This window comes from Aromatoleum evansii, assembly GCF_045689615.1.
Taxonomy (GTDB): domain Bacteria; phylum Pseudomonadota; class Gammaproteobacteria; order Burkholderiales; family Rhodocyclaceae; genus Aromatoleum; species Aromatoleum evansii.
In genome coordinates this window covers 1,892,647-1,915,883 of record NZ_CP141259.1, presented here as the reverse complement: position 1 = coordinate 1,915,883, position 23,237 = coordinate 1,892,647, and the positions used below count along the sequence as shown (strand labels likewise).

Sequence of the window (23,237 nt, the reverse complement as noted above, 5' to 3'; positions counted from 1 at the left end):
TGTCGTAAATGCAGTACATACAATACATACCATTGCTTTTCACAATTAACGTACGCGTATGAACCCCAGTGCCGACGGAGATGCACCTCTGCTGGAAGTGAAATTGCTGCGCCTCTTCGACCTGCTCTACAGCACGCACAGCGTCACGCACGCAGCCGAGCTGCTGGGCCAGAGCCAGCCGACCGTGAGCATCTGGCTCGCGCGTCTGCGCGAACAGCTAGGCGATCCGCTATTCGTGCGCACGCCTTCTGGGATGCAGCCGACCCCGCGCGCCGAGGCGCTGATCCCCATCGCGCGCAGCGCTCTCGAATCCCTGCGCAAACTCGCAACCGAGGACGCCGGCTTCGAACCAGCCACGGCCGAGCGGCGCTTTTGCATCTGTATGACCGACGCGAGCCACATCACGCTACTGCCGCAGCTCCTTGCCCACGTCCGCTCCACCGCACCGGGCGTGCGGCTCGAAGCCGGCCGCATCGACGCGACCACGGGTGAGCGCCTGCAATCAGGCGAGGCCGACATTGCGCTCGGCTTGATCCCGGAACTGGGCGCTGGGTTTTACCAACAGGTCCTATTCACGCAGGACTGGGTATGCCTCGCGAACCGCCATCACCCGCGGATCGACGGGGAGCTGACGCTCGACGACTACTGCCGCGAGGGCCATATCGGCATCGTCTCCGGCACCGGTTCCCGCATCCTCGCGTCAGCACTCGAGGATCGCGGCATCGACCGCCGCATCGTGCTGGAACTGCCGGGCTTCCTCGGGCTGGCCGCCATCCTCTCGACGACTGATCTCATCGTCACATTGCCGCGCCAGACGGGAGAAACGCTTGGACGCACGGCAGACCTGCGAGTCCTCCCGTGCCCATTTCCGATCCCGTCCTTCACGGTGAAGCAGCACTGGCATGCGCGTTACCACCATGACGCGGGCAATCGCTGGCTGCGCGGTGTGTGCGCAGGCTTGTTCCTGCACAACCGGACCAACTGACAGTCATGAACGCCGATGTCCTGACGTAGGCGGGTTGCACCCCATTCAAGACTTGAACCCTCGCCTGCGATACCCGTCATCACGGCAGCTCTACCGTCTGACGTCCGCAATAGCAGTGTGAAAGGTCAAGACGTTAATGCTAGACGCAAGAAGTCGAGACATAGGCGCGACGCCTCCAATCCCATGATTCGGGTGGTGTCCCACTTGTCGTCGTGCTCCGCGTTCGCCGAAGCTTGGGTTCGCTGCTTTGAGTTCGTGTATTTCCAAGCGTAAGTCCACTCACGTAATGCCAACCGTATGAAACGCGGGACTTTGCCGCCAGCCCGCAGTCAGCTGCAGCTGCCGAACGCATCGATGCGAATGGCCCAAGGCGCGCTCCAGTGGGAGCTGATCGTCCTTGCGGCAACCTTCTTCTGGTTCCTACTGCGGCCTCTGGCGCGGCTCTATGATCGATTCATCATTATGGCTTCGCCGCTCTTCTATTCGTTCGCCGAGAAGGATTGCCAGATTGAGCTGGTTTGGGATGCGGACGTTGCAGGCGTTCCGAGGCGGTCACGCGGCTATAACCTGCGCCTGGTTCGCTACGTGGCGGATTGCCCCCTGTGCGGCAGCACGGTGTCGCTGCGAGATGGCGGGTTCGGCAAGATTAATCAGCTGGTTGGGTGCTGCGACGACGAGCCCGGTGAACACGTCTTTAGCTTCGATCGGAAGCTGCGGGTGGGGTACTGGCTACGCGGTCGCGACTGATCCGTAGTCTGGGTTACGCCGGTGTCCGACGATCCTCGGCCGTCGTGGGCGTTGACACTCCGGAGCCCCTAATTGCCGGGCTCAGCGGAGGACAACACGATCACGTGGGAGCCAGGGCCGCGGCACACAGCCCCCCCCAGAACTTCGCTCCAGTGCTCGCATCTGGCAAAACAGGTACTTACAGCGTATTTCGTAATTTTCATAAGATGCAAAAAACATCTATAAAACGCGTAAGTGCTTGAAAACATGGGGCGACATACCGGGATCGAACCGGTGACAACTGGAGCCACAAGACCGGGGCCTAACACGCAAAATCAAACACTTACGCCACTATTCTTTCAAAACAACTTCTCGCCACACCCAGCAACGGCGCGGGACTCCGGCGGACTTTTGAAAGTTTGTTGGGTGCAATCTGACCTTTCCAGCGTCCTAATCAAACACCAGTCACCGCGGTCACGGCGGCTGGATTACGGCCACTCACCGGGCAGCAATAATAGGTCGAGCAACGGCGGTGCCGGTATGACTTGTGATGCAGCACAAATCAGAGCGCCCTTCTCGGGAGAGCCCAATCATCGGGACCGCTCTCGGATGGGTTGAAGTCGAGTTCGACTTCAACCCCGTTCGGATCCATGAAAAAGACCTGCCACGTGCGCAGTTCGCCCGGCGCGCGAATGATGCGGTAGCTGACGCCGGCCGCATCCAGGCGATTCAGGGTGCGCATCAGTCCCTCAGCGCGAAATGCCATGTGGTCGAGAACGCCCCGACGCGGCTCGGGCATCTCTTTGACACTGATGACGTGCAGCACGGGTTGCTGCGATATGTAGAGCCAGCAGCCGGGGACGGGGAAAGGCGGACGCGGCCCCTCCTCCATCTCGAGCAATTCCGTGTAGAAGCGACGCGTCACATCGAGCCGATCGGTAACGATCGTGAAGTGGTCCATTCGCGTGATCATGAGTTACTCCGACGGAGGTTGAATTCTGTAAGGCGTCCGGACTCCGTGAGTTGCAACAGGAGAGTGCTCTTACATGAGCCCGCTGTAGCTTCCACCGTCCACCTGCAAGTTCTGTCCCGATATGTAGGAAGCCTGCATTGAACAAAGAAACGCACATGCGGCGGCGAACTCCTCGGGGCGGCCGAATCTGCCTGCGGCGACGGGCTTGAGCATGTGATGCCGGGCCTCCTCGAAGCTGCACCCGGCTCTCCTCGCCTGCTGTTCGATCATGTAGCGCAGCCGGTCGGTTTCGATCCGCTCCGGCAGCAGGTTGTTGATCGTGACATTGTCACGCGCGACAACTCTCGATAGTGCCTTGGAGAAGGCGGTCAATCCGGCACGCGCGGCAGTCGAGAGCCCGAGCGGGAGCTGCGGCGATTTCACCATCGCGGAGGTGATATTGACGATGCGCCCGAACTTGCGCTTCCGCATTCCCCCCACGACGGCCTGGATGAGGAGTATCCCGGACAGCATGTTGGCCTCGATGGCGCCCAGCCACGCTGCGTGATCCCAATCCTCGATTCTGCCGGGCGCGGGCCCGCCGTTATTGGTGACCAGGATGTCCGGTTCATCGCATGCGGCGAGCAGAAGCTGCCGCCCTCGCTCGGTATCGAGGTCGGCAACGACGGTGGCGGGCCTCACTCCGGTCTCCCGCGCGATCTCGTCCGCCGCCAAGGTCAGGCGCTCTTCGTCACGTCCGTTGAGGAAGACCGTACAGCCTTCCCGCGCCAACTCCAAGGCACAGGCTTTTCCAAGTCCTCGCGAGGAGGCGCACACGATCGCCCGACGTCCATTGATTCCGAAATCCATTCAGCTCTCCTGCCACGTCTTGAATTTGCCTCGCAAGGACGGCATTGATCCACTTTCACGTAAAAGTGTTCAACTTCACCAAAGCCACGCAAGCCTGCGCATGTCGCGTTTAGTCGAGGCACCACCGCCAGTTTTGTTGACATAGATCAAATCTAACCGTAATCAACGGTAGGATACTGCGCTTAAATTATACATCTTTTGTGTTTATGTTCAGTTTTTAAGCGCAGACGAACGGACGACCTTCAAGGAGGAGGAACACATGGACAGAACATCAAACCCCAAACTCTCGGACGGCACCCTGCTTTCCGACCTGATCAACCTCGAAACCCGCGAAGTCAAGATGCGGGCGCTTTCCGATCCCGAACTGTTCGAGTTGGAGATGGAGCGCATCTTCGCCAAGACGTGGGTATTCCTGGGGCACGAAACCGAAATCCCGAACAAGGGCGATTTTGTCGTCCGCGACATGGGATCGGATTCCGTGCTGATGGCACGCGGGTCGGACGGCGATGTGTACGTCTCACTCAACGTATGCCCCCATCGGGGCATGAAAATCTCGACCCATGACGTGGGTAATACGATGACTCACGTTTGTATCTACCACGGCTGGGCGTTCAAACCGAACGGCGACTTCATCGGTGCGCCGGTCGAGAAGGAATGCATGCACGGGAAGATGATGACCAAGCAGGAACTTGGCCTGAAGAAGGCGCGCGTCGCGATCTATGGCGGCTTGGTCTTTGCGACGTGGAACATCGAGGGCCCCAGCTTCGAGGACTTCCTCGGGGACGCGAAATGGTATTTCGACACGCTCTGGTGCCGCACTGACAAGGGCATGGAAGTGCTCGGCCCCCCGCAGCGTTTCACCATCCGTGCGAACTGGAAGACTGCCTGCGAGCAGTCGGCGTCGGACGGATTCCATGTGCTGACCTTGCACCGCTGGCTATCGGAAGTGGGCCCCTATCGCAAGCCAGGCAGCGAAGGTGGTGGTGGCGACCTGACGCCGGAGATGTACGGCACCGAGGTCTACACCGCGCACGCACACACCATGCGATGCATCGAGTTGGACCGCAAAATCCGACGCCTGACGGGGAAGGACCCGAGCGAGTTGTCGATCAAGGAGAAACTCGAGGCGCTGCCCCCGCCGGGCATCACGCCCGAGATGCTGCCGGAAGTGCTCCGTCGCTTCAGTGATGACCAGCTACGCGTCATGGCCTGGCGTCCGCCCCAGGTGGGCAACTTCTTTCCCAACGGGCTGTTCGAGTTTGTATACATCCCCTCGCCCGATGGCGTGATCGGCGTCATGGCGCTGCACGCGTATGTCCCGAAGGGGCCGGACAAGCTCGAATTCGTGAACTGGATCCTGGCCGAAAAGGACACTCCGCCGGAACTGAAAGCCAAGATGCTGCGCCTCGGCGTCCAACTCCTGGGCACCTCGGGCATGGTCGAGCAGGACGATTCTGACACCTGGCCGCACCAGACGCTCGCGGCGAAGGGTGCCGTCAGCAAGCACATCACGATGAAGTATCAGTCGATGTACGAGAACAACCGGCTCGAAGGCTGGCCGGGCCCCGGCGATGTCGGCGACGGGTTCACGAAGGACGACACCCAGTGGCGCTGGTGGGAATACTGGTACGAACTGATGACTGCCGAGAACTGATCACAGCACGACTACCTACCCCTATTTCAGGAGACCTCCATGCTTCAGCAACTGCTCGAACCGACTCCGCTGCCGCCCTCGATCAAGGCGAACCGTATTCCCTCCGGCAGCGATACCTACAACGAGGTGCTCGACTTCCTCTATGACGAAGCCGAAATGCTCGACAACCTGCGCCTCGGCGAATGGGCAGAACTGCTCACCAAGGACCTCGAATACAACGCGCCCCTGCGCCACACACGTTCGACGTCCCAGTTCGACCAGACCTATTCGCGCAACGTCCAGCACCTGCACGAGAATTACGGATCGATGCTCATGCGGGTCAAGCGCATTACCGACACCAAAAGCGCCTGGGGCGAGGATCCGCCATCGCGCATCAAGCGTCTGGTCACGAACGTACGCGTCTACCGAATCGACGACAGCGATGACCTGAAGGTCGAGAGCTATCTGCTCCTCACACGCAGCCGCTTCGATTTCGACTACTTCGACCTGATCCCCTGCGTCCGCCACGACATTCTGCGCCGCGAGAATGGCGCGCTGAAACTCGCGCGCCGCGAGATCCTGCTCGACCAGGTCGTCATCGGCACCCCCAATCTGGGCGTGATCCTTTAGACGCGTGACGACGGCCACTACCACAAACACACCGCCTGCATGCCGCTCGGCCACGTGCGCGGCATGCCAGGGCGGGATCGGAGACAACACGCCATGAAACTTGAAGATCTCATCCTCGTCAGCATCGACGACCACGCCATCGAACCCCCGAACGCCTTTGCGCGCCACATGCCGGCCCGCTTCAAAGGGCGCGAGCCTCACATCGAGAAGCATAAGGGCCGCGATGTGTGGGTTTTCGAAGGACGGGCCACCGGCTACATGGGCCTCAACTCGGTCGTCGGCCGTCCCAAGGAGGAGTACGGCATGGAACCGCTCGGTTACGAACACATGAGGCGCGGCACCTGGGACGTCCAGGCGCGCGTCGACGACATGAACGCCAATGGCGTGCTCGGCTCGCTGTGCTTCCCGACCTTCCCCGGTTTCGCGGGCCAGCGCTTCCAGCAGTACGAGGAAGCGCGCGACGTATCGCTCGCCGCCATCCAGGCCTACAACGACTGGCACCTGCACGACTGGTGCAACGCCGCCCCGGGTCGCTTCATCCCGATGGCGCTGATTCCCTGGTGGGATCCACAGGCGGCCGCCGCCGAAATCAACCGTATGGCGAAGGACGGGGTGCATGCGATCTCCTTCTCCGACAACCCCGCCCTGCATGGTTTCCCGTCGATCCACGATTCGTACTGGGACCCGGTGTGGAAGGCCTGCGCGGACAACGCGGTGGTCATCAACTGCCACATCGGCACCGGAGTCAAGGCCGAGCACGCCTCCGACCTGTCGCCGATCGACGCGTGGATCACTTCGATGCCGATCTCGATCGCGAACTCGGCGGCCGACTGGATCTGGGCGCCGATGTGGAGGAAGTACCCGACGCTGAAGATGGCGCTTTCCGAGGGCGGCATCGGGTGGATTCCCTACCTGCTCGAGCGCGCGGATTTCACCCACCGGCATCACAAGGCCTGGACGAATGCCAGCTTCGGCGGCAAGAAGCCGAGCGACATCTTCAAGGAGCACATCATCACGTGTTTCATCGAGGACGACTTCGGGCTGCAGAACCTGAAGCACATCGGTGAAGACATGGTTGGCTGGGAATGCGACTACCCGCATTCCGATTGCACCTGGCCGAATTCTCCGGAAGTGGTGTGGGAGAGCTTCAGGCACCTCCCCGACGAGACCATCGCCAAGGTCACTCACCGGAACGTGATGCGCGAATACAGCTACGACCCGTTCGCGATCCTCGGCCGCGAGAACTGCACCGTCGGCGCGCTGCGCGCGCAGGCTCGCGCCAAGGGCATCGACACCTCGCCCACGCAAGGCATGGGGGGCGCGGCACCGAAGCGGGAAGCCGGCAAGCCGGTCACTTCGGGCGACATCAACGCGATGTTCAAACAGGCGGACGCCGAAACCGCATTCTGATCCGGGGGACGCTTCACGGCGCCCGCAGCATGAGAGGAAGACATCCCGCGCTATCCGCGATAGCGCGGCGGGCGCCCTCACGCCCGACGACGGAACCGATAACGGGAGAAATCCATGAGCGAACAATACGACATCGTGGTCGCCGGTGGCGGCCACAACGGTCTGGTGGCCGCGTGCTACCTGGCGAAGGCGGGACTGAAGGTATGCGTCGTCGAGAAGAACGACAAGGTCGGGGGCGGCGTCATGACGCGCGAGCTGACAGTGCCGGGCTTCAAGCATGACGTCTGCTCCGTCGCACACACCCTGCTGCAGGCCAACCCATTGCTGCGCAACGACGAACTGCAGCTGAAATCGAAGTTTGGGCTGAAGTACATCAATCCCGACAAGATGACTGCGATCTTCTACGACGACGGGACCACGCTCGAGTTCTACACCGATCTCGAACAGACTGCCCAGGCGATCGCAAAATTCTCGCAGAAGGACGCGGAAGCCTACCGGCGCTTCAACAAGGAGGTTTTCCAGAACCTCGACATGATGGTGATGGGCATGTTCCACGTGCCCCCGAACGCGGGGGCCCAAGCGGTTATGATGGAGCAGAGCGTGGTCGGGCAATCGCTGATGCGAACACAGTCGATGAGCGCATGGGACTTCATCTGCGAATGGTTCGAGCACCCCAAGGTGCGCATCGCGCTGGCCCGCTATGCCTCGGAAGCCATGATGAACCCGTTCAACAACGGCACAGGATTCGGCTTCTACATCATTCTGCCCTTCATGCACCGTTACGGCGTCGGCATTCCGATCGGCGGCTCGGGTGCCTTCGCAGACAAGCTGCGAGAGTGCTTCGAATCGCATGGCGGCGCGATACGCGTCAATGCGCCCGTCAAGCAGATGCGCATGGATGGCAGCAAGGTGACGGGCGTCGTGCTCGAATCGGGTGAGGAGATCGTCGCGAAGAAAGGCGTCATCTCGACGATGCACGTGCAACAGGTGTTCCCGCACATGGTGCCGGGCGCAAATCTGCCGGAAGGATTCGAGCCGCGGATTCGGGGGCTGAAACGCAACAGCTTCCAGCCCTTCAACCTGCACCTCGCGCTGCACGAGGCGCCGCAGTACAAGGTCGGTCCGGCGGTGGACGATTTCTTCTGGGTCGAGCGTTCGCACTCCGACTGGGAGGAGTTTGCACGCGCCTTCTCCGATCTCGAATACGGCATCCCGCGCCGCGACTTCGTCGCCTACGTGATGCAGGACGTCTATGACAAGACGCGGGCACCCGAGGGCAAGCGCGTACTCAACATGTACGCTTTCTGCCCCTACAACGTGAAGGGCGGCCCGCAGCGTTGGGACGAGATCGGCAAGGAAGTCGCCAACGGATTTCTCGACGACCTGCGCAAGCTCACGACCAACATGAGTGACGACAACATCATTGGGTTCTCGTGGTTCACCCCGCTCGATATCGAGCGCCACAACAATGCGATGATCGGCGCGGACATCCTGCACTTCGGCTCGTACAACTGGCAGATCGCGGGCAACCGCCCTGCCCCGGGCTACGGACAGTACAAGTCGCCGGTGGCCGGTCTGTACATGGCGGGCGCCTCCACCCATCCCGGGGGCGGGGTCACCGCAGCGTCCGGACGCAACGCGGCGCAGGTGGTGCTGGAAGACCTGGGCATGGATTTCGATGAACTCATCGGAAACTGACCCGTGGAACGCCACGACCGCGTCACGCGGTTGCGGTGATGTCCAACGTGATGGAGAGCGGCAGCCGTGAAGATGTTCAGCAAGGAAGGAGTGGAGATGGTCGAAGTGAAGTCCATCCAGCGAAAGGACGACACTCTGGTCATGAAGGGGAAGGTCATGGGCTCGATGGCGACGACGATCCTGATCCGCCCCGAAGACTGCTGGCAGGCGCTCCAGCTGCTCGGGTGGCGGACGCTGCTGCGGATGCCGCTGATCCTGTTTAGGGGCTACCGCCAGGCCGCAAGATCAAGCTGATTCGCGATCGCTCGCAGATAGCGCAGCCGTAAAGGAGCGCCCCCATCATTGATGGGCCGCGGATCTTCAGCTGGACAGGCGCTCTGCCGCGACCACACCGACGACGCCGCACAGGGCGAGAGCTGCCGCTCCCAGCGCGAGCGACAGCAGCGAATGCCACATCAGTGGCGCCAGCACCGCGGCAATCCAGGCGTTGAATCCCGTCTGGATGAACAGCTGAACCGATGAGCCGGTGCCGCGGCGCTCGGGTACGCAATCCAGGCCGCGCACCGTGATCGTTGGAATCATTACGGACATGCCGAGATTGAAGTACAGGAGATACGCCACGTACCACGCCGTGCCACCCGGTTCAACGAGGCACACGGCGAGATTCCAGAGTGTGGCGGCAGCCATGATTGAGAAGCCGGCCTTCAGCGTGGCGGCCGTGGACCACCGCTGCGAAAGGCGGCCCGCAAGCGCGGAGCCCAACATTAGCCCCACCGTCGCAGGTCCGAACATCCAGAGGAAATCGGTCTCACCCAGGCCAAGGTGCTCCATCAGAAACACCGGCGCAGACAGCACGTAAAGGAAAAAGCCGCCGAACATGCAGGCATACGCCAGCGCCCAGCTCATGAAGCGAGCGTTTCTAAGCACGGACGCGTAACCACGAAGCACACTCCCTGGATTGAACGGGTGACGCTGCGCGGCTGGCAGGGTCTCGGGCAATCCAAAAAACACGGCGACGAGCAGGCTGGTAGCAAGCAGGCACAGGAACACGAATACCGAGCGCCAGCCCAGCGCGACCTGCAACCAGCCGCCCACCAAAGGAGCGACGGCGGGCGCGATCGAGAACATCAATACTACCTGCGACATCATGCGCTGCGCGCGCGGCCCTTCATGCAGATCGCGGACGACGGCGCGACCGATCACGATCCCGGCTCCCGCCGAGAAGCCCTGGAACGCCCGAAGAACCCACAACTGTTCCACTTGCATTGCAAGCGCGCATCCCAGCGACGCAAATGCATAGACGATCAGACCGGCCAGCACCACGCGGCGGCGCCCGAAGGAATCCGAGATGGCGCCATGCCACAAGGCCATGAAGGCAAAGGCGGCGAAGTAGATCGCCACTGTCTGCTGCAATGCGACTCGATCCGTGCCCAGCACCACCGCCATTTCCCCGAAGGATGGCAGGTAGGTGTTGATCGAAAACGGGCCAAGCATCGCCAAGCCCGCCAGGATCACGGTCGTGCCGAGTTGCCCTGTACCGGGACGGGATCCGGATTGCAGAAATCAGCCCCGCATGCCGAGCACTGCCGAAATGTCGGCACTCGGGTCGGCGTCGGCGCCATAGCCGAAATCCCCGCGCTGCTGCCTCTCGGCGAGACGCACCATCAGCAATCGGTAGCGGTTGCCGGGGCCGTCGAACCGCGAGCTCAGGTCGCGGCGTTCGGTGGACTCGAAATAGCGTGCGTTCTGAGGGCGCAGCACCGAGTTGTCCTGTGGCTGGATCACGTAGGAGATGCGCGGCATCAGCCAGCGAAACGGTGCCGGCGCGTGGACGGTGTAGTTCGTCTGATCAACACGAGAACGGTGCTTGCCGACAGGCACAAAGGGCTGCACGTTCGGAATCGGGTAGCCCGGGGTGAAATTCGGGTAGGAGATGCACACGTTGTTGCGCAGATGGACATGCAGCACGGCGCGCAGATCCTGGTACTGGGCGCGTACGCCTCCAATCCAGCGCATCACCGGCGCCACCGACTTGCGCGTAACGTTGCGGATGCGTGTCACCGTCTCGGAGGTCGAATGGACCTCGACGACGTCGTTTTCGGACTGGCTGTCTCCGATCGCGTTGGCATGCAGGAAGTCGGCATGCGTCAGATCGATGAGGTTCTCGACGGACAGCGGCGAGGCCGCATCGAAGCGCACCGTGCGCTGTGTGTAGCGCGGGATCCCCCGACCATCGGGCGGCAGGAAGGGGATATTCGGGATCAATTCCTCGTGCGCATTATCAGGATTTCCGTACCACGACCAGATATACCCGTAGCGCTCGACAGCCGGATAGAAACCGGAGCCGTTCGTGAAGGCACTTGCGCCGGCGCGCATCGCTTCAAGGTGGTCGGGGCGAAACTCGGCCGCATATAATCTCCCGCCGTCGCGCCATAGATATACGTCCTGCGCATGGACGATACGCCGTACCGCCCGCTCCCCGATGTCGGCACTGTAGGCGACCGGAAACCAGGTGTCGCGCAGATCGAGATTGATCGGTACCCAGTCGCGCTTGGACGTCACCTCCGCTTCGCGCCCTGCCGCATCCATCATCGGGACTTCACTCATACTGCGCAACTCTCCCGCACGGGTACCACGCGCTCGGCCGGCGCGCTCGCATCGGTCTTCGCCAATCTGCGATCCCGTGACGGTGCGACTTCGAGTGCCGCCACGGCTGCGCCGTCGATATGGGGGAAGATTACGAACGGAGCACGTCCGATCGCCCGCGCCATCCGCCACCGCCACGACAGCGGCGCAGGCGCGGTATGAAGGAAACCGCGCCAGACCAGACTGGTGGTACCGCGCCTGTTCTCGCTGACAGCGATGAAGATCGTGACGAGCGGAACTTCGTCGGCGCTGAGGAGTTCCACGCGAATGTCGCCGCCCGTTAGCGGTACGCGAGTACGTACCCACAACGAATGGTCTCGCACGAAGGCCGGCCCATTTCCGTTGCCCAACCACACCGCACCTCGATCGAGGACAAGATGCTCGCCGTCGCGGCGTGCATCGCCGAGGAAGTAATCGGTGATGTGCACGCCGGGGAAGGAAAGCAAGCATTCCGGGCCGTCGAGCATCACGTCGAGATATTGCTCGAACGCGATATTGGCCACCGCTGAACCAGTATGTTCGCGACCTGCAGCCCGATACGACGCTCCCGGCAATTCGGCGGCAGGAGTTCCCTTCCCCCGCCAAACGTGGATGAAGCCGTTCGCCTCGGCCGCCGGAAAGACGCGCGCCGCATAACGCGCGGGCACCCGCTCATCGCGGCGCAGATTGGGGATGTCATTGCACAGGCCCGTCGCGCCGTCGAAGGTCCAGCCGTGGTAGGGACACTGCAGACCGGCGGGTTTCACCGGTCCGGGCGAAAGCGGCACACGCCGGTGCGGACACCTGTCCTCCAGCGCGAACACTGCGCCCCTCCCGTCGCGAAACACGGCGAGTTGCTCGCCTTCGCACGTTACCGCGAGCGCCTTGTCACCTTGCACTGCCTCGGACAGCGCGACCGCCCACCATCGTCCCATGCCCAACCTCCCCTGCCCTTACCGGTCAGCCCCTGATCCGCGCGGTGATCTTCGCGTGCGGCCCGGCAATCTGTGACGCCCAGGCTGCGGCAGCCTGATCCAGCGTATAGTCGGCGTAGTCGACGTGGATATTTTCTGTGCGTGCAATGCGCAGCAGACGCTCCCAGATCGCGCGGCGATCGGCCGGCGGGCGCTGCCCCGTACCCACGCACGACAGCGTGCGGAAAAGCAGATCGGCGATATCGAGATTGATCTGACGCCCCGCACCTGTGCCGATCGTCATGATGCGCGCCCCCCAGCGGGTCGCCTTGAGGGCGTTGAGCATCGGTTGCCCGCACACCAGATCGAGCACGACGTCGAAACCGTCGCCCGCCGCGTCCTTCAACGCCGCGACATCGTTCTCGCTACCGAGCGCCACGACTTCATCGGCAATCCCCCGCGTCTTCAGGCGCTGAAGGGTCTCGGCGGAGCGCGCGGCCGCGACGACCCTGCCCGCGCCGAGATAGCGGGCGAGTTGCAGCGCGACCTGCCCGAGCGTGCCGGTCGCACCGAGCACCAGAACCTGCTCACCCCGCTGGATGTTGGCCTGCTCGAGCGGCACCAGTGCGCCGGTGGCGGCGATGCCCATCGTGATCGCGGTCTTGTCGTCGACCTCCTCGGGCACGTTCCACACCTCATCGGCCGGCACCAGCGTACGCTCTGCCCACGCCCCGAAGGGCATCACCGAGCGCTCGCCGAAATACACGCGGCGGCCATCCGGTGCCCTGCCCACGCCTTCGCCGCGGATCACGCACGGGTATTGCACGCCCAGCCGGTACGCGCCGAGTACGTCCCAGCCCCCGAGCCCCGCCGTGTCCATGTCGATGAGGACGGCGCCTTCCTGGGGCGCCGGTTCCGGAAACTCCTGCACGACCGGAGCGGCACCCCGCTCGCTGATGACAGCTGCTTTCATGGATGACTCCTCACATGCCCTTCGCGCCGGTCTGCGCGAAGAGGGCCTTCATTGCGACAAGTGAGGGCGTGTGGCAGGAGAAACCGCCATCGGCGACCAGCGTCGTGCCGGTCACGAAGGACGACTCGTCGGACGCGAGGAAGGCCACCACGTCGGCGATCTGGCGCGGGCTGCCGACATCCGGCGTGAGGTGATTGTCGCGGAGGATCTGGATCACGGCCGGCGGCATGCTCCCGTGGGCGTTCTCTGCTGGCGCGAGACCGATCTGCAGCGCGTTGGAGCGGATGCCCTCCTTGCCGTACTGGGTCGCGATCGACTTGCTTAGCATCATCAGCGCCGCCTTCGAAGCGGCGTAGGCCGACAGCGACAGGTCGCCTTGGGCGCCGAGTCCCGAGGTCGCGAAGATCAGGGAGCCTTTCTTCTGCTTGAGCATCTCGCGAATCGCATACTTGGCGCACAGCATTGCACCGCGCAGATTCACCGCCATCGCCCGGTCCCACGCCTCGACGTCCATGTTGGCAACGTCGCGGTCGCGCTGGCGTTGCTCGACGCTCAGGATCGCCGCATTGCTGTACAGGACGTCCACTCGCCCGAAGCGGTCCACCACCGCCGCGACCATCGCCGCGACATCCCCCTCGGACGAGACGTCGGCCTGCACGGCGAACGCACGCCCACCACCGGACTCGATCTCGGCGGCCACCTCGCGTGCGCCGTCGAGATCGATGTCCGTGATTGCCACACTCGCACCGTGCATCGCCAGCACGCGGGCCGATTCGGCGCCGAGGCCGCCGGCCGCACCGGTCACGATCGCGACACGGCCATCCAGTTTTCGCTCGCTCATCTGTCTGTCTCCTGATTCTTGTCTGCGCGGAGCGCGTCGCTTAGCGACCGGTAAAGCGCGGTTCGCGCTTTTCGCGAAAGGCGGTCGCGGCCTCACGCGCGTCGTCGCTGGGTTTGAGCAGGGCGAAAAGATCCAGCTCGAGGTCCAAGCCCTTCTTGAGATCCACGTCCAGTGCGGCACGCGCGGCGCGCTTCACGCACAGCGTCGCCGCCGGCGCCCGTGAGGCGATGCGCATCGCGAACGCGCGCACCTCTTCCACCAGCTTGTCCGGCGCGCTCGCCACCCGGGTAACCAGCCCGATCGCCTTCGCTTCATCGGCGCTCAGGCGGTCACCGGTGAGCAGCAGGTCCATCGCCCGGCCCGGACCAACCACGCGCGGCAGGCGCTGGGTTCCCCCTCCGCCGGGAATCAGGCCCAGGGCAGTCTCAGGCAGACTGAAAACGGCGTCGGGCGTGGCAAAGCGGATGTCGCAAGCGAGGGCGAGCTCCATGCCCCCTCCCATGCAATAGCCATGAATGGCCGCAATCGTGGGTTTCTCCGCGTCATCGAACGCCTCGACCCAGCGCGCGCCCTGCATGCGCCGGCGCACTTCGATCGAGGTCTCGGGGCCACGCTGTTCCTTGATGTCGGCGCCCGCGCAGAAACCTCGCGGGCCATCCCCGCGAATTACGATCACGCGGATCGCCGGGTCTGCCTCAAGATCCTGCAGAGCCTGCGGAACGCCGGTGCGAATGTCGTCGTTGATGGCATTGATCTGGGCCGGGCGGGTCAGCACGATCCAGCCGATACAGCCCTGACGCTCCACGGCCACGGCGTCATTGAGCGGAACCGCCATCGATGCAGCGCCCGCATTCTTGACCGCAAGGTCGGATGCCATGTCAGACCTCCTCGAACTCGATGAGCTGCCCGCGCATCTCGCTCGGGTCGATCCGGATCATCGCGCCGCCGCCGACCGCTTCGGACTCCTCGATCCATTGGAAACGGGTCCCGCGCGCGCGCAAGTCCTCGGCCTTGGCCTTGAGGCCGTTCACTGCGATGCGAATGTAGTAAAGACCCGGCCCCCAGTTGTTCAGGTACAGGCCCGCGTCGCTGTTCCAGCGGCTGGGCTGGATCACGTCAAGGCTGGCGCTGTTGGCCACGGTAAAGGGCATCGTCGCGCGGCGGTATCCCTCGCGATGCAGCGCTTCGACTTCGCCGCTCGGCTCCCAGTCGAGATTCTTCGAGCAGCAGCGCAGCGTCTCGTCCAGATCGCGGACAAGGAATCCGCGCGCACTGACGCGCACCATGTCGCCCGCCTTCGGGTCGCGCGGCTGCATGGGTTCCGCGGCGAATGTCTCGGACGGCATCTGCAGCGGTTCGGTCGGCATCACCTCGATGCACAGGCCGCCATCCACCACCGGGGTGTAACGCGGCCGCTCTGGCGTCGCGCCGAGCCACAACCGGTCGAACGGCATGTCCGGCGTGCGCTGGGCCATGCGGAACGGCAACCCGCGCCGCATCAGCTTGTCGACGAAGGCGTCGAATTTCGGCCCTTGCAGCGCGAGCACGACCGAGTGGGTGAGCATCGGACGATGGCGTCCCTGGTAGTCCTTCAGGCTTTCGAGGAACTCGTGGAACATCGGGTCGCCGGGATTCTCGCGATCCAGATGCCATTGCGGTTCGAGACGGGTCGGCGACACCGCCAGCGACTTGTGCACGCGCAGGAAGTGCGCGACGTAGGGATGGTCGTCGAACGCCTGGCGCCAGTTCGGATGGCCATGCACGCCGAGCTTGGTCACCAGCCGCGCAGCCATGTCGTCGGGATCAGGCAGCATCATGTCGGCACTCAGCAAGAGGTCGAACATCGTTTTGTCTCCAGTTGTGGTCTGTCTTGTCCGCCAGTCGCCCGCCGGGCGATGTCGGCTTTCTTGAATTTATTGAGGGATCAGGCGGCCGCGCGCAAAAGGGTTCCACGTGCGCCGCTCGGTTCGCGCGGGTTGAGCATGAAATGCGAAAGTGCCGGGATCAGTACCAGGGCACCGAGCATGTTCCACAGGAACATGAACGTCAGCAGGATCCCCATGTCGGCCTGGAACTTGATCGGCGACCATGCCCAGGTGATTACGCCGGCAGCCATCGTGAGTCCCACCAACGCGACCACCTTGCCGGTGAAATCGAGCGACTTGCGATAGGCATCCCGCAAGCTTCCCCCGCGGCGCTGGACGGCAATCTGCACGCTCAACAGATAAAGCGCGTAGTCGACACCGACACCGACGCCGACCGCGATGACCGGCAGGGTCGCGACCTTGAGTCCGATACCGAGCCAGACCATCAGCGCCTTGCAGAGGATCGTGGTGATGACGAGCGGGATCAGTGCGACGATCGTCGCGCGAACGCTGCGGAACGTGATCAGGCACAGCAGCGCCGTTGCACCATAGACCGCGAGATACATCGTGACGATGCTCTTCTGTACCTCGATGTTCGTTGCCGCCTCGATACCAGCGCTGCCCGCAGCCAGCAGGAACTGCACCGGCTCCTTTGCATCGGGCGCGGTATTGTTGGCAGCCGCGTACGCTTCCGCAGTCTGCAGGATGCGTCCCACGGTATCCGCCTTGTGGTCCTTCAGGTAAGCGACCAGGGGCGACACGGAGCAACTCTGGTTCGTGATGTCCGGCGTCGCGATCACGGCTGCCGACACGGAGCCGTCGGTGATCGACTGGTTACGGCTGATCGTGAGCCACTTGCCACTGCCCTCGAACATCGCCGAGGTCACGAAACGCACCGTTTCGGCCAGTGAGGTCGTCGTCTGGACCGCCGGATCCTGCCGCAGCAGTTGTGCCAGCCCGTCCATCTTCTGCAGGCTCGAATACAGGCGACAGCCCTCGTCGCCGGTCTTCATGATGACCACGAACTGGTCGCTGGAGAGCCCGTAGTGTTCCGTGATGTATGCGTTGTCGCGGTTGTAGCGCGACTCGGGCCGAAGTTCGGGCGCCCCGGCATCCAGATCGCCGATCCGCAGGTTCTGCATGACGATTGCGGAGACGACTGTCACGATTGCGGCAATGGCGATGACCGGAATCGCCCATCGCCGCTCGGTGAGTACGTCCAAACCATGCCAGATTCTCCCCGGCAACGAACGCCGGCCGCCCGCCTTCATGTCGTCTGCCGTGGCATGCCGGATGGCCGATTCGCTGACGCCGATATAGGAGAGTGCGACCGGGATGAGGAAAAGCTTCGTGAAGATCAGGACCGAAACGCCGACGCTGGTCGTCAGGGCCAGATCGCGGATAACCGGGATGTCGATGATGATCAGTACGGCAAAACCGACGATGTTCGCCAGCAGTGCCGTAAGGCCGGCCATGAACAGGCGCCGGAAGGTGTAGCGCGACGCGACGTACTTGTGGGTGCCACGGCCAATGTCCTGGATGATCCCGTTCATCTTCTGCGCGCCGTGGGACAGCCCGATGGCGAAGATCAGGAAAGGCACCAGTATGGAATACGGATCAAGCTCATACCCGAGCAACTGCATCAACCCAAGCAGCCACACGACGCCGATCACGGCGACCGTCACGAGAAGCATCGTGCTACGCACGCAGCGGGTGTAGAGATAGACGAAGAACGCGGCAATGACGACTGACACGGCGAAGAACACCATCACCTCGCGCAGGCCCGCGATCAGATCACCGACGATCTTCGCGAAGCCGACGATGTGGATGCCGACCGTGTCGCTCTCGTAGGTGCGGATCTTCGCTTCGAGGGCGTCCGCAAACTCACCGTAATTCAGCGCTTCACCGGTTTTCGGATGGGTATCCAGCAGCGGCGCCACGATCATGCTCGACTTCATGTCATTTGCAACGAGTCTGCCGACGATGCCCGCCTTGCCGATGTTCTCGCGCAGTTTCGCAATCTCGTTCGCGCTGCCGTCGAAGCTCGCGGGCATGACCGCGCCGCCGGTGATGCCGTCTTCGGTCACCTCCCGCCAGCGGACGATCGGCATCCAGATCGACTTCATCCACGAACGATCGACTCCGGGAATGAGGTAAAGGTCATCATTGACTTTCTTGAGCACGTCGAGGTACCCGGGATCGAAGACGTCCCCCGACTTGTTCTCGACGACGATCCGGATCGTGTTGCCCAGACCCGGCAACTCGCTTTTGTTATCCAGGTAATTCTTGATGTACGGGCTGCCGAGCGGAATCATCCGCTCGAAATTCGCATTGACCTGGATTCGCGTCGCGGCGAAGCCGAGTACGAGAGTCGCCACAAGGCATGCCAGGAGCACGACGATGCGATTGTTGAAGATGATGCGCTCGAGCACACTGCCGGAACCGAGATCGAAATCCTTCAGGTCCCGAATCACCGGCATCACTCTTTGTTCGCTGTGACCTGCCATGCTGTGTCTCGCAAATTTCAGTATCAGGAGAGGCCGTTACCGGAGGGACAAACGGATCAGATCTACGCCATTGACTCGGGCGAGCAGGAGCTCTTCGGGACCGGCCATCGCAGCGGCGAATACCTCCCCGCCGCGTTGCACCTCGAGCGCCGTCACGCTCGCCCCATCATCGTTACTCAGCAGAACCTGACCAGATTGGGTCACGAACACCATGCGTCCCGCGCCGCGGTCGAAGGCGGCGACAAGGCTCGCATCGCTGCCCATGGCGAGAGAGGACCAGCTCGCCGCCCCATCGCGGCTAATAAAGGCATTGCCCCGCAGCCCGTAGACGATCAGCTTCGAGTCCCCTGCGGTGAAACCGAAATACGTGCCCTTATAGGGCGTTTCGACGGTCTGGAACCGGGCCGCGTCTCGATCGAGGCGACGCACCAGACCTTGCTCTCCGGCAAGAAACACCCCACCTTCGGGCGTCGGCTCGATCGCATACAGGTGCATGCGACGCCCGTTGTCCGCGCGCTCGATCCACGGCTCCCATGTGCTGCCACCGTCAGTCGTATGCAGCAGCAGACCGAAAGCGCCAGCCAGAAAACCCTCGCCGCGCTCGTTTACGTGGATGTCGAGAAACGGATAGGCCAGCACGCCCGGCGTCGCGGACTGCTCGGCCGCCATCTCGACGTCCCGCAACACGCGTCCTGCCTCTTCATTGCCCGCATCGGCCAGAGCGCCGTAGTGTTTGGAGAGCAGTTCGAAGAGAGCATGACCGTCCATTACCCGTGACCAGGTTTCCCCGCCGTTATCCGAACGCAGGACGACTGCATCGTGTCCGAGTGCCCATGCGGTGCTGCCCGGCCCGAAACGCACCGTCGTGAAGTCTGCGCTCAGCGGCGCGACGATCTGGGACCAGTTCCGACCGGCATCGCGTGACAGCAGAATGATCCCGCGCGGCCCGACGGCCAGGGCGCGCCCATCCTTGCTGGCGATACCTGACATTGCACCCCGCAAGGACTGGGGAGAGATCACCGCGGGGACGGCCAATACGTCGCGCACGGCGGAACCCGTGGCTAGCGCCACGCCTGCCGCGCCGAGAACCGCTACCGCAAGGGTCAGACGCAGACGCCGGCCCGGGACCATGGAACGGGAGATCGAACTGCTAACGCGATTCAAGAGACAACTCCTTGCCGATGCGATCCCCGCCGCCCACAACAAGCACCGGGCGGGGGGATCTATCTGGAGTGAGCCGGAACCGGAAGGAGCAACACGGCAAGCCGCGATGCCCGCTTCCACATGAGGGCTGACGATCAGCGCGCGGTTTCCTGCGCGACGATTGCCTCTGGGTTGAGTTCGCGGTTGCCCATCGGCGCCTTCAGAACGCCATAACCGCCGACCAGGCCGTCATTCACCAGCGCGTACATGCCCTTGTTGAAGTCATACACCACGTTCTTCACGGTGTAGGGCGCCTGGACGTCATAGAGCTGAACCATCGAGTTGAAGATCGAGCGATACAACTGGCCGCTCTGGTCGAAGGCGTCGTACAGGCCTGCGCCGTAAGTATCCTCGTCGAAGTAGTACATGCGCTTGGCGTACACATGGCGCACGCCCGGCTTCAGGGTCGCTTCGACGACCCAGACGCGGTGAAGCTCCCAACGCCAGCAGGCCGGGTTCGGGTGCTTGTCCATGAATTGCTCTTCGACGCCGCAACCGAAATAAAGCTTGTAGGCGTTGTAGGGGATGTACATCTCCTTCTTGCCGACCAGCTTGAATTCAAAACGGTCCATCTGTCCCGAGAATACGAAGAGCTCGTCGAACAGCGTGACGCCGCCCATGCTCGCCACCGGCGTGTCGTAGGCGAACTCCGGAGCGAGCTTGATGCGGCGCTGTCCCGGCGTGTAGCTCCACGCGCGGCGTGGCTTCTCAGTCGGATCGAGGAAGTCCGAGAGGCCGGTCGCCTCGCCTGCCTTGCGGATCGGCGCCTGCGTTACCGAGTAGGTTCGCCAGTAGAGCTTTGCATCGCGGCCGTCCAGGTCGTCATGGTAGTAAGGCGTCTCTTCCATCGTCTTCTGCTGCGCCGCCATGACCACCTTGCCGTTGGAGTCTACGACCCACGAGCGCGACGACTTGGTCGTCGTATCGGCCTTGTAGCGAAGCTGCTGGTTCCACATCACCTCGTAGCCGGTCTTCGGCATGGGGAACGGCAGACCGCCGCGGCATGCTTCCTCGACGGAGAGTCCGTTCTTGGCGGTGTTGCACGTCGTCGCATTGCGCACCGTATTGTTCAGGACCTTGGCGGGATACGACGCCGTACGGTGCGACGGATAGATATCCATATAGAAGCTCGGATACTTCTTCAACAGCTCCTTCTGCCCTTCCGACAGCTTGTCTGCGTGCTGCTGATAGTTCTTGCCGTCGATCCGGAGCAGGGGCTTTTCGTCCTTGAACGGATCCGCCCAGAAACCGCTGTCAGGCTTGAAGTCGGCCGGAGCCTTGGTCAGCCCTCCGGTGTATTCCGGGATCGTCCCTTCCTTGTTGCCCGCCTGGATCGCGCCGTACTTGGTCAGCGTCGCACCGAGCTGTTTCGCCTCTTCTGCCGTAACCGCCGCCATCGCCTGGTTCGAGAGGACCGCCGCGGCGGCCCATACGAAATTGCGCATCTTCATGTCTCTCGTCTCCTGTTTGCGGCCTGTCAGAAAGCCGTCTTGAATGTGAAGGACAGCCAGCCACGGTCGATCACACCAACCGAGGAGTTGCTGTGGGCCGCACCGCCGGTAATCCGTTCCTCACCGCGAACGACGCCCTTGCGCACCGGCAAGCTGCGGTCGGAGTAGTTGAGGGCGAATTCGTACTTGGACGCATACGTCCAGGTGGTACCGATCGACCAACGCAGCTCACCCTCTGTGCCGCCACCTGAAGAGGGTGCGTTTCCGGAAAGCCCATAGTTGATGCTGACCGGCACCGCCAAGTCCCATGACGGAAAGATGTTGAGATATTGCGGCGAGAACCTGACCGCGAGCTGCAGGGCATCGACGGTCGAACAGCCATCGCGCTTGGTGCCAGTCCTCGGGCGTCCGATTGCCGAATTGACGCAACTTGCCGCACCGACCTTGCGATACAGGTGCTCGTTCTCGGTCACGCGATCGAGTCGGTTGTATGCGACCTCCGCGATCAATGTCCCGGTATCCCACATCGGCGTCTGCGGTAACAGATAAACGCCATTCACCACCGCATGCCAGGTGTCGCCGCGCGAGCCCGAGTCGAGCGTATGCGACGCCGGCGTATTCAAAGGCCCGTTCTTGCGGTACGACAACTCGGTACCCACGCTTACGCCACCGATCACACGCGAGAAGCTCACACTGTATTGCTCGATGTCCTCGGGATACAGGAAGCGTGCCTTGCTGGGCAATACGGCGGGACCGAGGCGAACGAAGTCCGAGAGCTGCACACCGAGTTCCGGCGCGTAGTCGTCGAACTTGCGGTAGTAGGCACCGAAGGTCGACTCGATCGCCTCCACGTTCCAGCGCGCACCGACGCCCCAATTGCCGCGCTTGCTCGGTTCCTTCGCGTCGATGATCGAGGCCTTGAGCTGGCCGACCCCGAAGGAAAGGTTATCGGACGACGGCGCGGTGTCAGCACCCATCAGGTAAGTGCCGGCGTGCGGTACGCGGGTAGGCTCCCAGTCGTAGAAATACTGCCCGACGACGGTCACGCTATCCGTGAGCTGGGCACTCGCGTGTACCTGCCCGATCGGAAGGAAAACTTCCTTGGTCTCGATGCCGGGGTTGGTTACGGCCTTCACGCCGTCCACCGGGGACTGACCGTAGGAGATTGCATGCGCACCGATCAGCAGGCCTTCACCCCACACGTTGGTCTGGCGACCGACCTTCAGGTTGAGCGGCACCTTGCCGAGATCGAGGTTGGTCCAGACGAAGGCGTCGAGGATTTCGCCCGAGGGACCATTCACATAGCGCTTGACCGTGCCGTTGTACTTGTCATTGCGATAGGCGGTGGCAGTGCCGGTCGGCGCAGTCACCGAATGATCGTCGTAGGCATGGTCGTACCACGCCGCACCGGTCACACGAGCGCCGATTTTGCCGCGATAGCTGACATCGAATTCGGAGAGCAGATCGAGACGGTTGGTCACGATGTCGCCTCGATCGAACTTGCTGTCGCCCTCGTCATAGACCGGATTGCGCATCAGCTTCTTGTCCTGATCCTCGACGCGCACGCCCGCCGTATAGCGGATCGTGTTATCCCAACGCATCTTGACGTCCGGGTTGCCGGTTTCGACCTCGAACGCCGACGCCCCCCCCACCCAAGCAAGTGCAAGTGCGGCAGTGACGCCCCGCAGCGCGAACCGGGTACGGACAGACCTGCTCCCATTATTCATGAATTTGTCTCCTCTGGTTATATCGATGACCGTGACACCCTGACCTTGTCTTTTCACGCCTCATTGGAGGGCGAATCCGGCCTGATTTCAGATCAATCGCTGTGCCCCGGTACGGCGGGTTTTCACACAACTGAATTGTAGCGGGTAATTTCTTAGAATTCTAGCCTCGAACACAAATTCTATCCCTAGAATTTTAGCCCGCAAGACCCGCCTGCTCGATAACTTAT

Annotated in this window: 20 protein-coding genes; 7 read left to right on the top strand and 13 right to left on the bottom strand. The window is 62.5% G+C overall.

The annotated features are described in order from the left end of the window. Nucleotides 1-58 precede the first annotated feature (58 nt). Complete coding sequence (locus tag U5817_RS08760) at nucleotides 59-985, top strand: LysR family transcriptional regulator (protein WP_407280456.1); 927 nt, start codon at nucleotides 59-61, stop codon at nucleotides 983-985. 360 nt (nucleotides 986-1,345) lie between these two features. Beyond that, the gene (locus U5817_RS08755) at nucleotides 1,346-1,732 is read left to right on the top strand and encodes a hypothetical protein (protein WP_407280455.1); all 387 of its coding nucleotides are present in this window, start codon (nucleotides 1,346-1,348) and stop codon (nucleotides 1,730-1,732) included. Nucleotides 1,733-2,273: 541 nt separating this feature from the next. Here the strand turns inward: U5817_RS08755 and U5817_RS08750 are convergent. Together U5817_RS08750 and U5817_RS08745 are read right to left on the bottom strand one after the other, a co-directional pair. Further along, nucleotides 2,274-2,684 (bottom strand): VOC family protein, encoded by a 411-nt coding sequence (locus U5817_RS08750; RefSeq protein ID WP_407280454.1) that lies wholly within the window; start codon nucleotides 2,682-2,684, stop codon nucleotides 2,274-2,276. 69 nt (nucleotides 2,685-2,753) lie between these two features. Then, nucleotides 2,754-3,533, bottom strand: coding sequence for an SDR family oxidoreductase (locus U5817_RS08745; protein ID WP_407280453.1), 780 nt, complete (start codon nucleotides 3,531-3,533; stop codon nucleotides 2,754-2,756). Between the two features lie 259 nt (nucleotides 3,534-3,792). Between U5817_RS08745 and U5817_RS08740 the strand changes: the two genes are divergently transcribed. From U5817_RS08740 to U5817_RS08720, 5 genes are all read left to right on the top strand, one after another. Further along, nucleotides 3,793-5,187: an aromatic ring-hydroxylating dioxygenase subunit alpha gene (locus U5817_RS08740; RefSeq protein ID WP_407280452.1), complete on the top strand. Its 1,395-nt coding sequence runs from the start codon at nucleotides 3,793-3,795 to the stop codon at nucleotides 5,185-5,187. A 39-nt stretch (nucleotides 5,188-5,226) separates the two neighbouring features. Further along, nucleotides 5,227-5,796 (top strand): aromatic-ring-hydroxylating dioxygenase subunit beta, encoded by a 570-nt coding sequence (locus tag U5817_RS08735; RefSeq protein ID WP_169141840.1) that lies wholly within the window; start codon nucleotides 5,227-5,229, stop codon nucleotides 5,794-5,796. A 93-nt stretch (nucleotides 5,797-5,889) separates the two neighbouring features. Beyond that, complete coding sequence (locus U5817_RS08730; RefSeq protein WP_407280451.1) at nucleotides 5,890-7,206, top strand: amidohydrolase family protein; 1,317 nt, start codon at nucleotides 5,890-5,892, stop codon at nucleotides 7,204-7,206. A 114-nt stretch (nucleotides 7,207-7,320) separates the two neighbouring features. Then, nucleotides 7,321-8,904: a phytoene desaturase family protein gene (locus U5817_RS08725; protein ID WP_407280450.1), complete on the top strand. Its 1,584-nt coding sequence runs from the start codon at nucleotides 7,321-7,323 to the stop codon at nucleotides 8,902-8,904. Between the two features lie 72 nt (nucleotides 8,905-8,976). Next, nucleotides 8,977-9,198 (top strand): hypothetical protein, encoded by a 222-nt coding sequence (locus U5817_RS08720; protein WP_211168871.1) that lies wholly within the window; start codon nucleotides 8,977-8,979, stop codon nucleotides 9,196-9,198. Nucleotides 9,199-9,264: 66 nt separating this feature from the next. On the opposite strand, the gene U5817_RS08715 is transcribed toward U5817_RS08720, so the two are convergent. From U5817_RS08715 to U5817_RS08665, 11 genes are all read right to left on the bottom strand, one after another. Then, complete coding sequence (locus U5817_RS08715) at nucleotides 9,265-10,419, bottom strand: multidrug effflux MFS transporter (protein WP_407280449.1); 1,155 nt, start codon at nucleotides 10,417-10,419, stop codon at nucleotides 9,265-9,267. Between the two features lie 48 nt (nucleotides 10,420-10,467). After that, complete coding sequence (locus U5817_RS08710) at nucleotides 10,468-11,511, bottom strand: oxygenase (protein WP_407280448.1); 1,044 nt, start codon at nucleotides 11,509-11,511, stop codon at nucleotides 10,468-10,470. Beyond that, on the bottom strand, nucleotides 11,508-12,464 hold the full coding sequence (locus tag U5817_RS08705; protein ID WP_407280447.1) for a Rieske 2Fe-2S domain-containing protein: 957 nt from the start codon (nucleotides 12,462-12,464) through the stop codon (nucleotides 11,508-11,510). Before U5817_RS08705 ends, U5817_RS08710 begins: the two co-directional genes overlap by 4 nt. 25 nt (nucleotides 12,465-12,489) lie before the next feature. Further along, nucleotides 12,490-13,416 carry a zinc-binding alcohol dehydrogenase family protein gene (locus tag U5817_RS08700; RefSeq protein ID WP_407280446.1) on the bottom strand — a complete coding sequence of 309 codons (927 nt, stop codon included), beginning with the start codon at nucleotides 13,414-13,416 and terminating at the stop codon, nucleotides 12,490-12,492. A gap of 10 nt (nucleotides 13,417-13,426) precedes the next feature. Further along, entirely contained in the window at nucleotides 13,427-14,257 is an 831-nt protein-coding gene (locus tag U5817_RS08695; protein WP_407280445.1) for an SDR family NAD(P)-dependent oxidoreductase, read from the bottom strand. A 40-nt stretch (nucleotides 14,258-14,297) separates the two neighbouring features. Next, entirely contained in the window at nucleotides 14,298-15,134 is an 837-nt protein-coding gene (locus U5817_RS08690) for an enoyl-CoA hydratase/isomerase family protein (protein ID WP_407280444.1), read from the bottom strand. A 1-nt stretch (nucleotide 15,135) separates the two neighbouring features. Further along, complete coding sequence (locus U5817_RS08685) at nucleotides 15,136-16,101, bottom strand: lactoylglutathione lyase (RefSeq protein WP_407280443.1); 966 nt, start codon at nucleotides 16,099-16,101, stop codon at nucleotides 15,136-15,138. A gap of 80 nt (nucleotides 16,102-16,181) precedes the next feature. Further along, nucleotides 16,182-18,602, bottom strand: coding sequence for an efflux RND transporter permease subunit (locus U5817_RS08680; protein ID WP_407280442.1), 2,421 nt, complete (start codon nucleotides 18,600-18,602; stop codon nucleotides 16,182-16,184). A gap of 63 nt (nucleotides 18,603-18,665) precedes the next feature. Beyond that, nucleotides 18,666-19,793 carry a WD40/YVTN/BNR-like repeat-containing protein gene (locus U5817_RS08675; RefSeq protein WP_407280441.1) on the bottom strand — a complete coding sequence of 376 codons (1,128 nt, stop codon included), beginning with the start codon at nucleotides 19,791-19,793 and terminating at the stop codon, nucleotides 18,666-18,668. Between the two features lie 134 nt (nucleotides 19,794-19,927). After that, on the bottom strand, nucleotides 19,928-21,283 hold the full coding sequence (locus U5817_RS08670) for a DUF1329 domain-containing protein (protein WP_407280440.1): 1,356 nt from the start codon (nucleotides 21,281-21,283) through the stop codon (nucleotides 19,928-19,930). Between the two features lie 26 nt (nucleotides 21,284-21,309). Then, complete coding sequence (locus tag U5817_RS08665; protein ID WP_407280439.1) at nucleotides 21,310-23,067, bottom strand: DUF1302 domain-containing protein; 1,758 nt, start codon at nucleotides 23,065-23,067, stop codon at nucleotides 21,310-21,312. Between the last annotated feature and the right edge of the window lie 170 nt (nucleotides 23,068-23,237).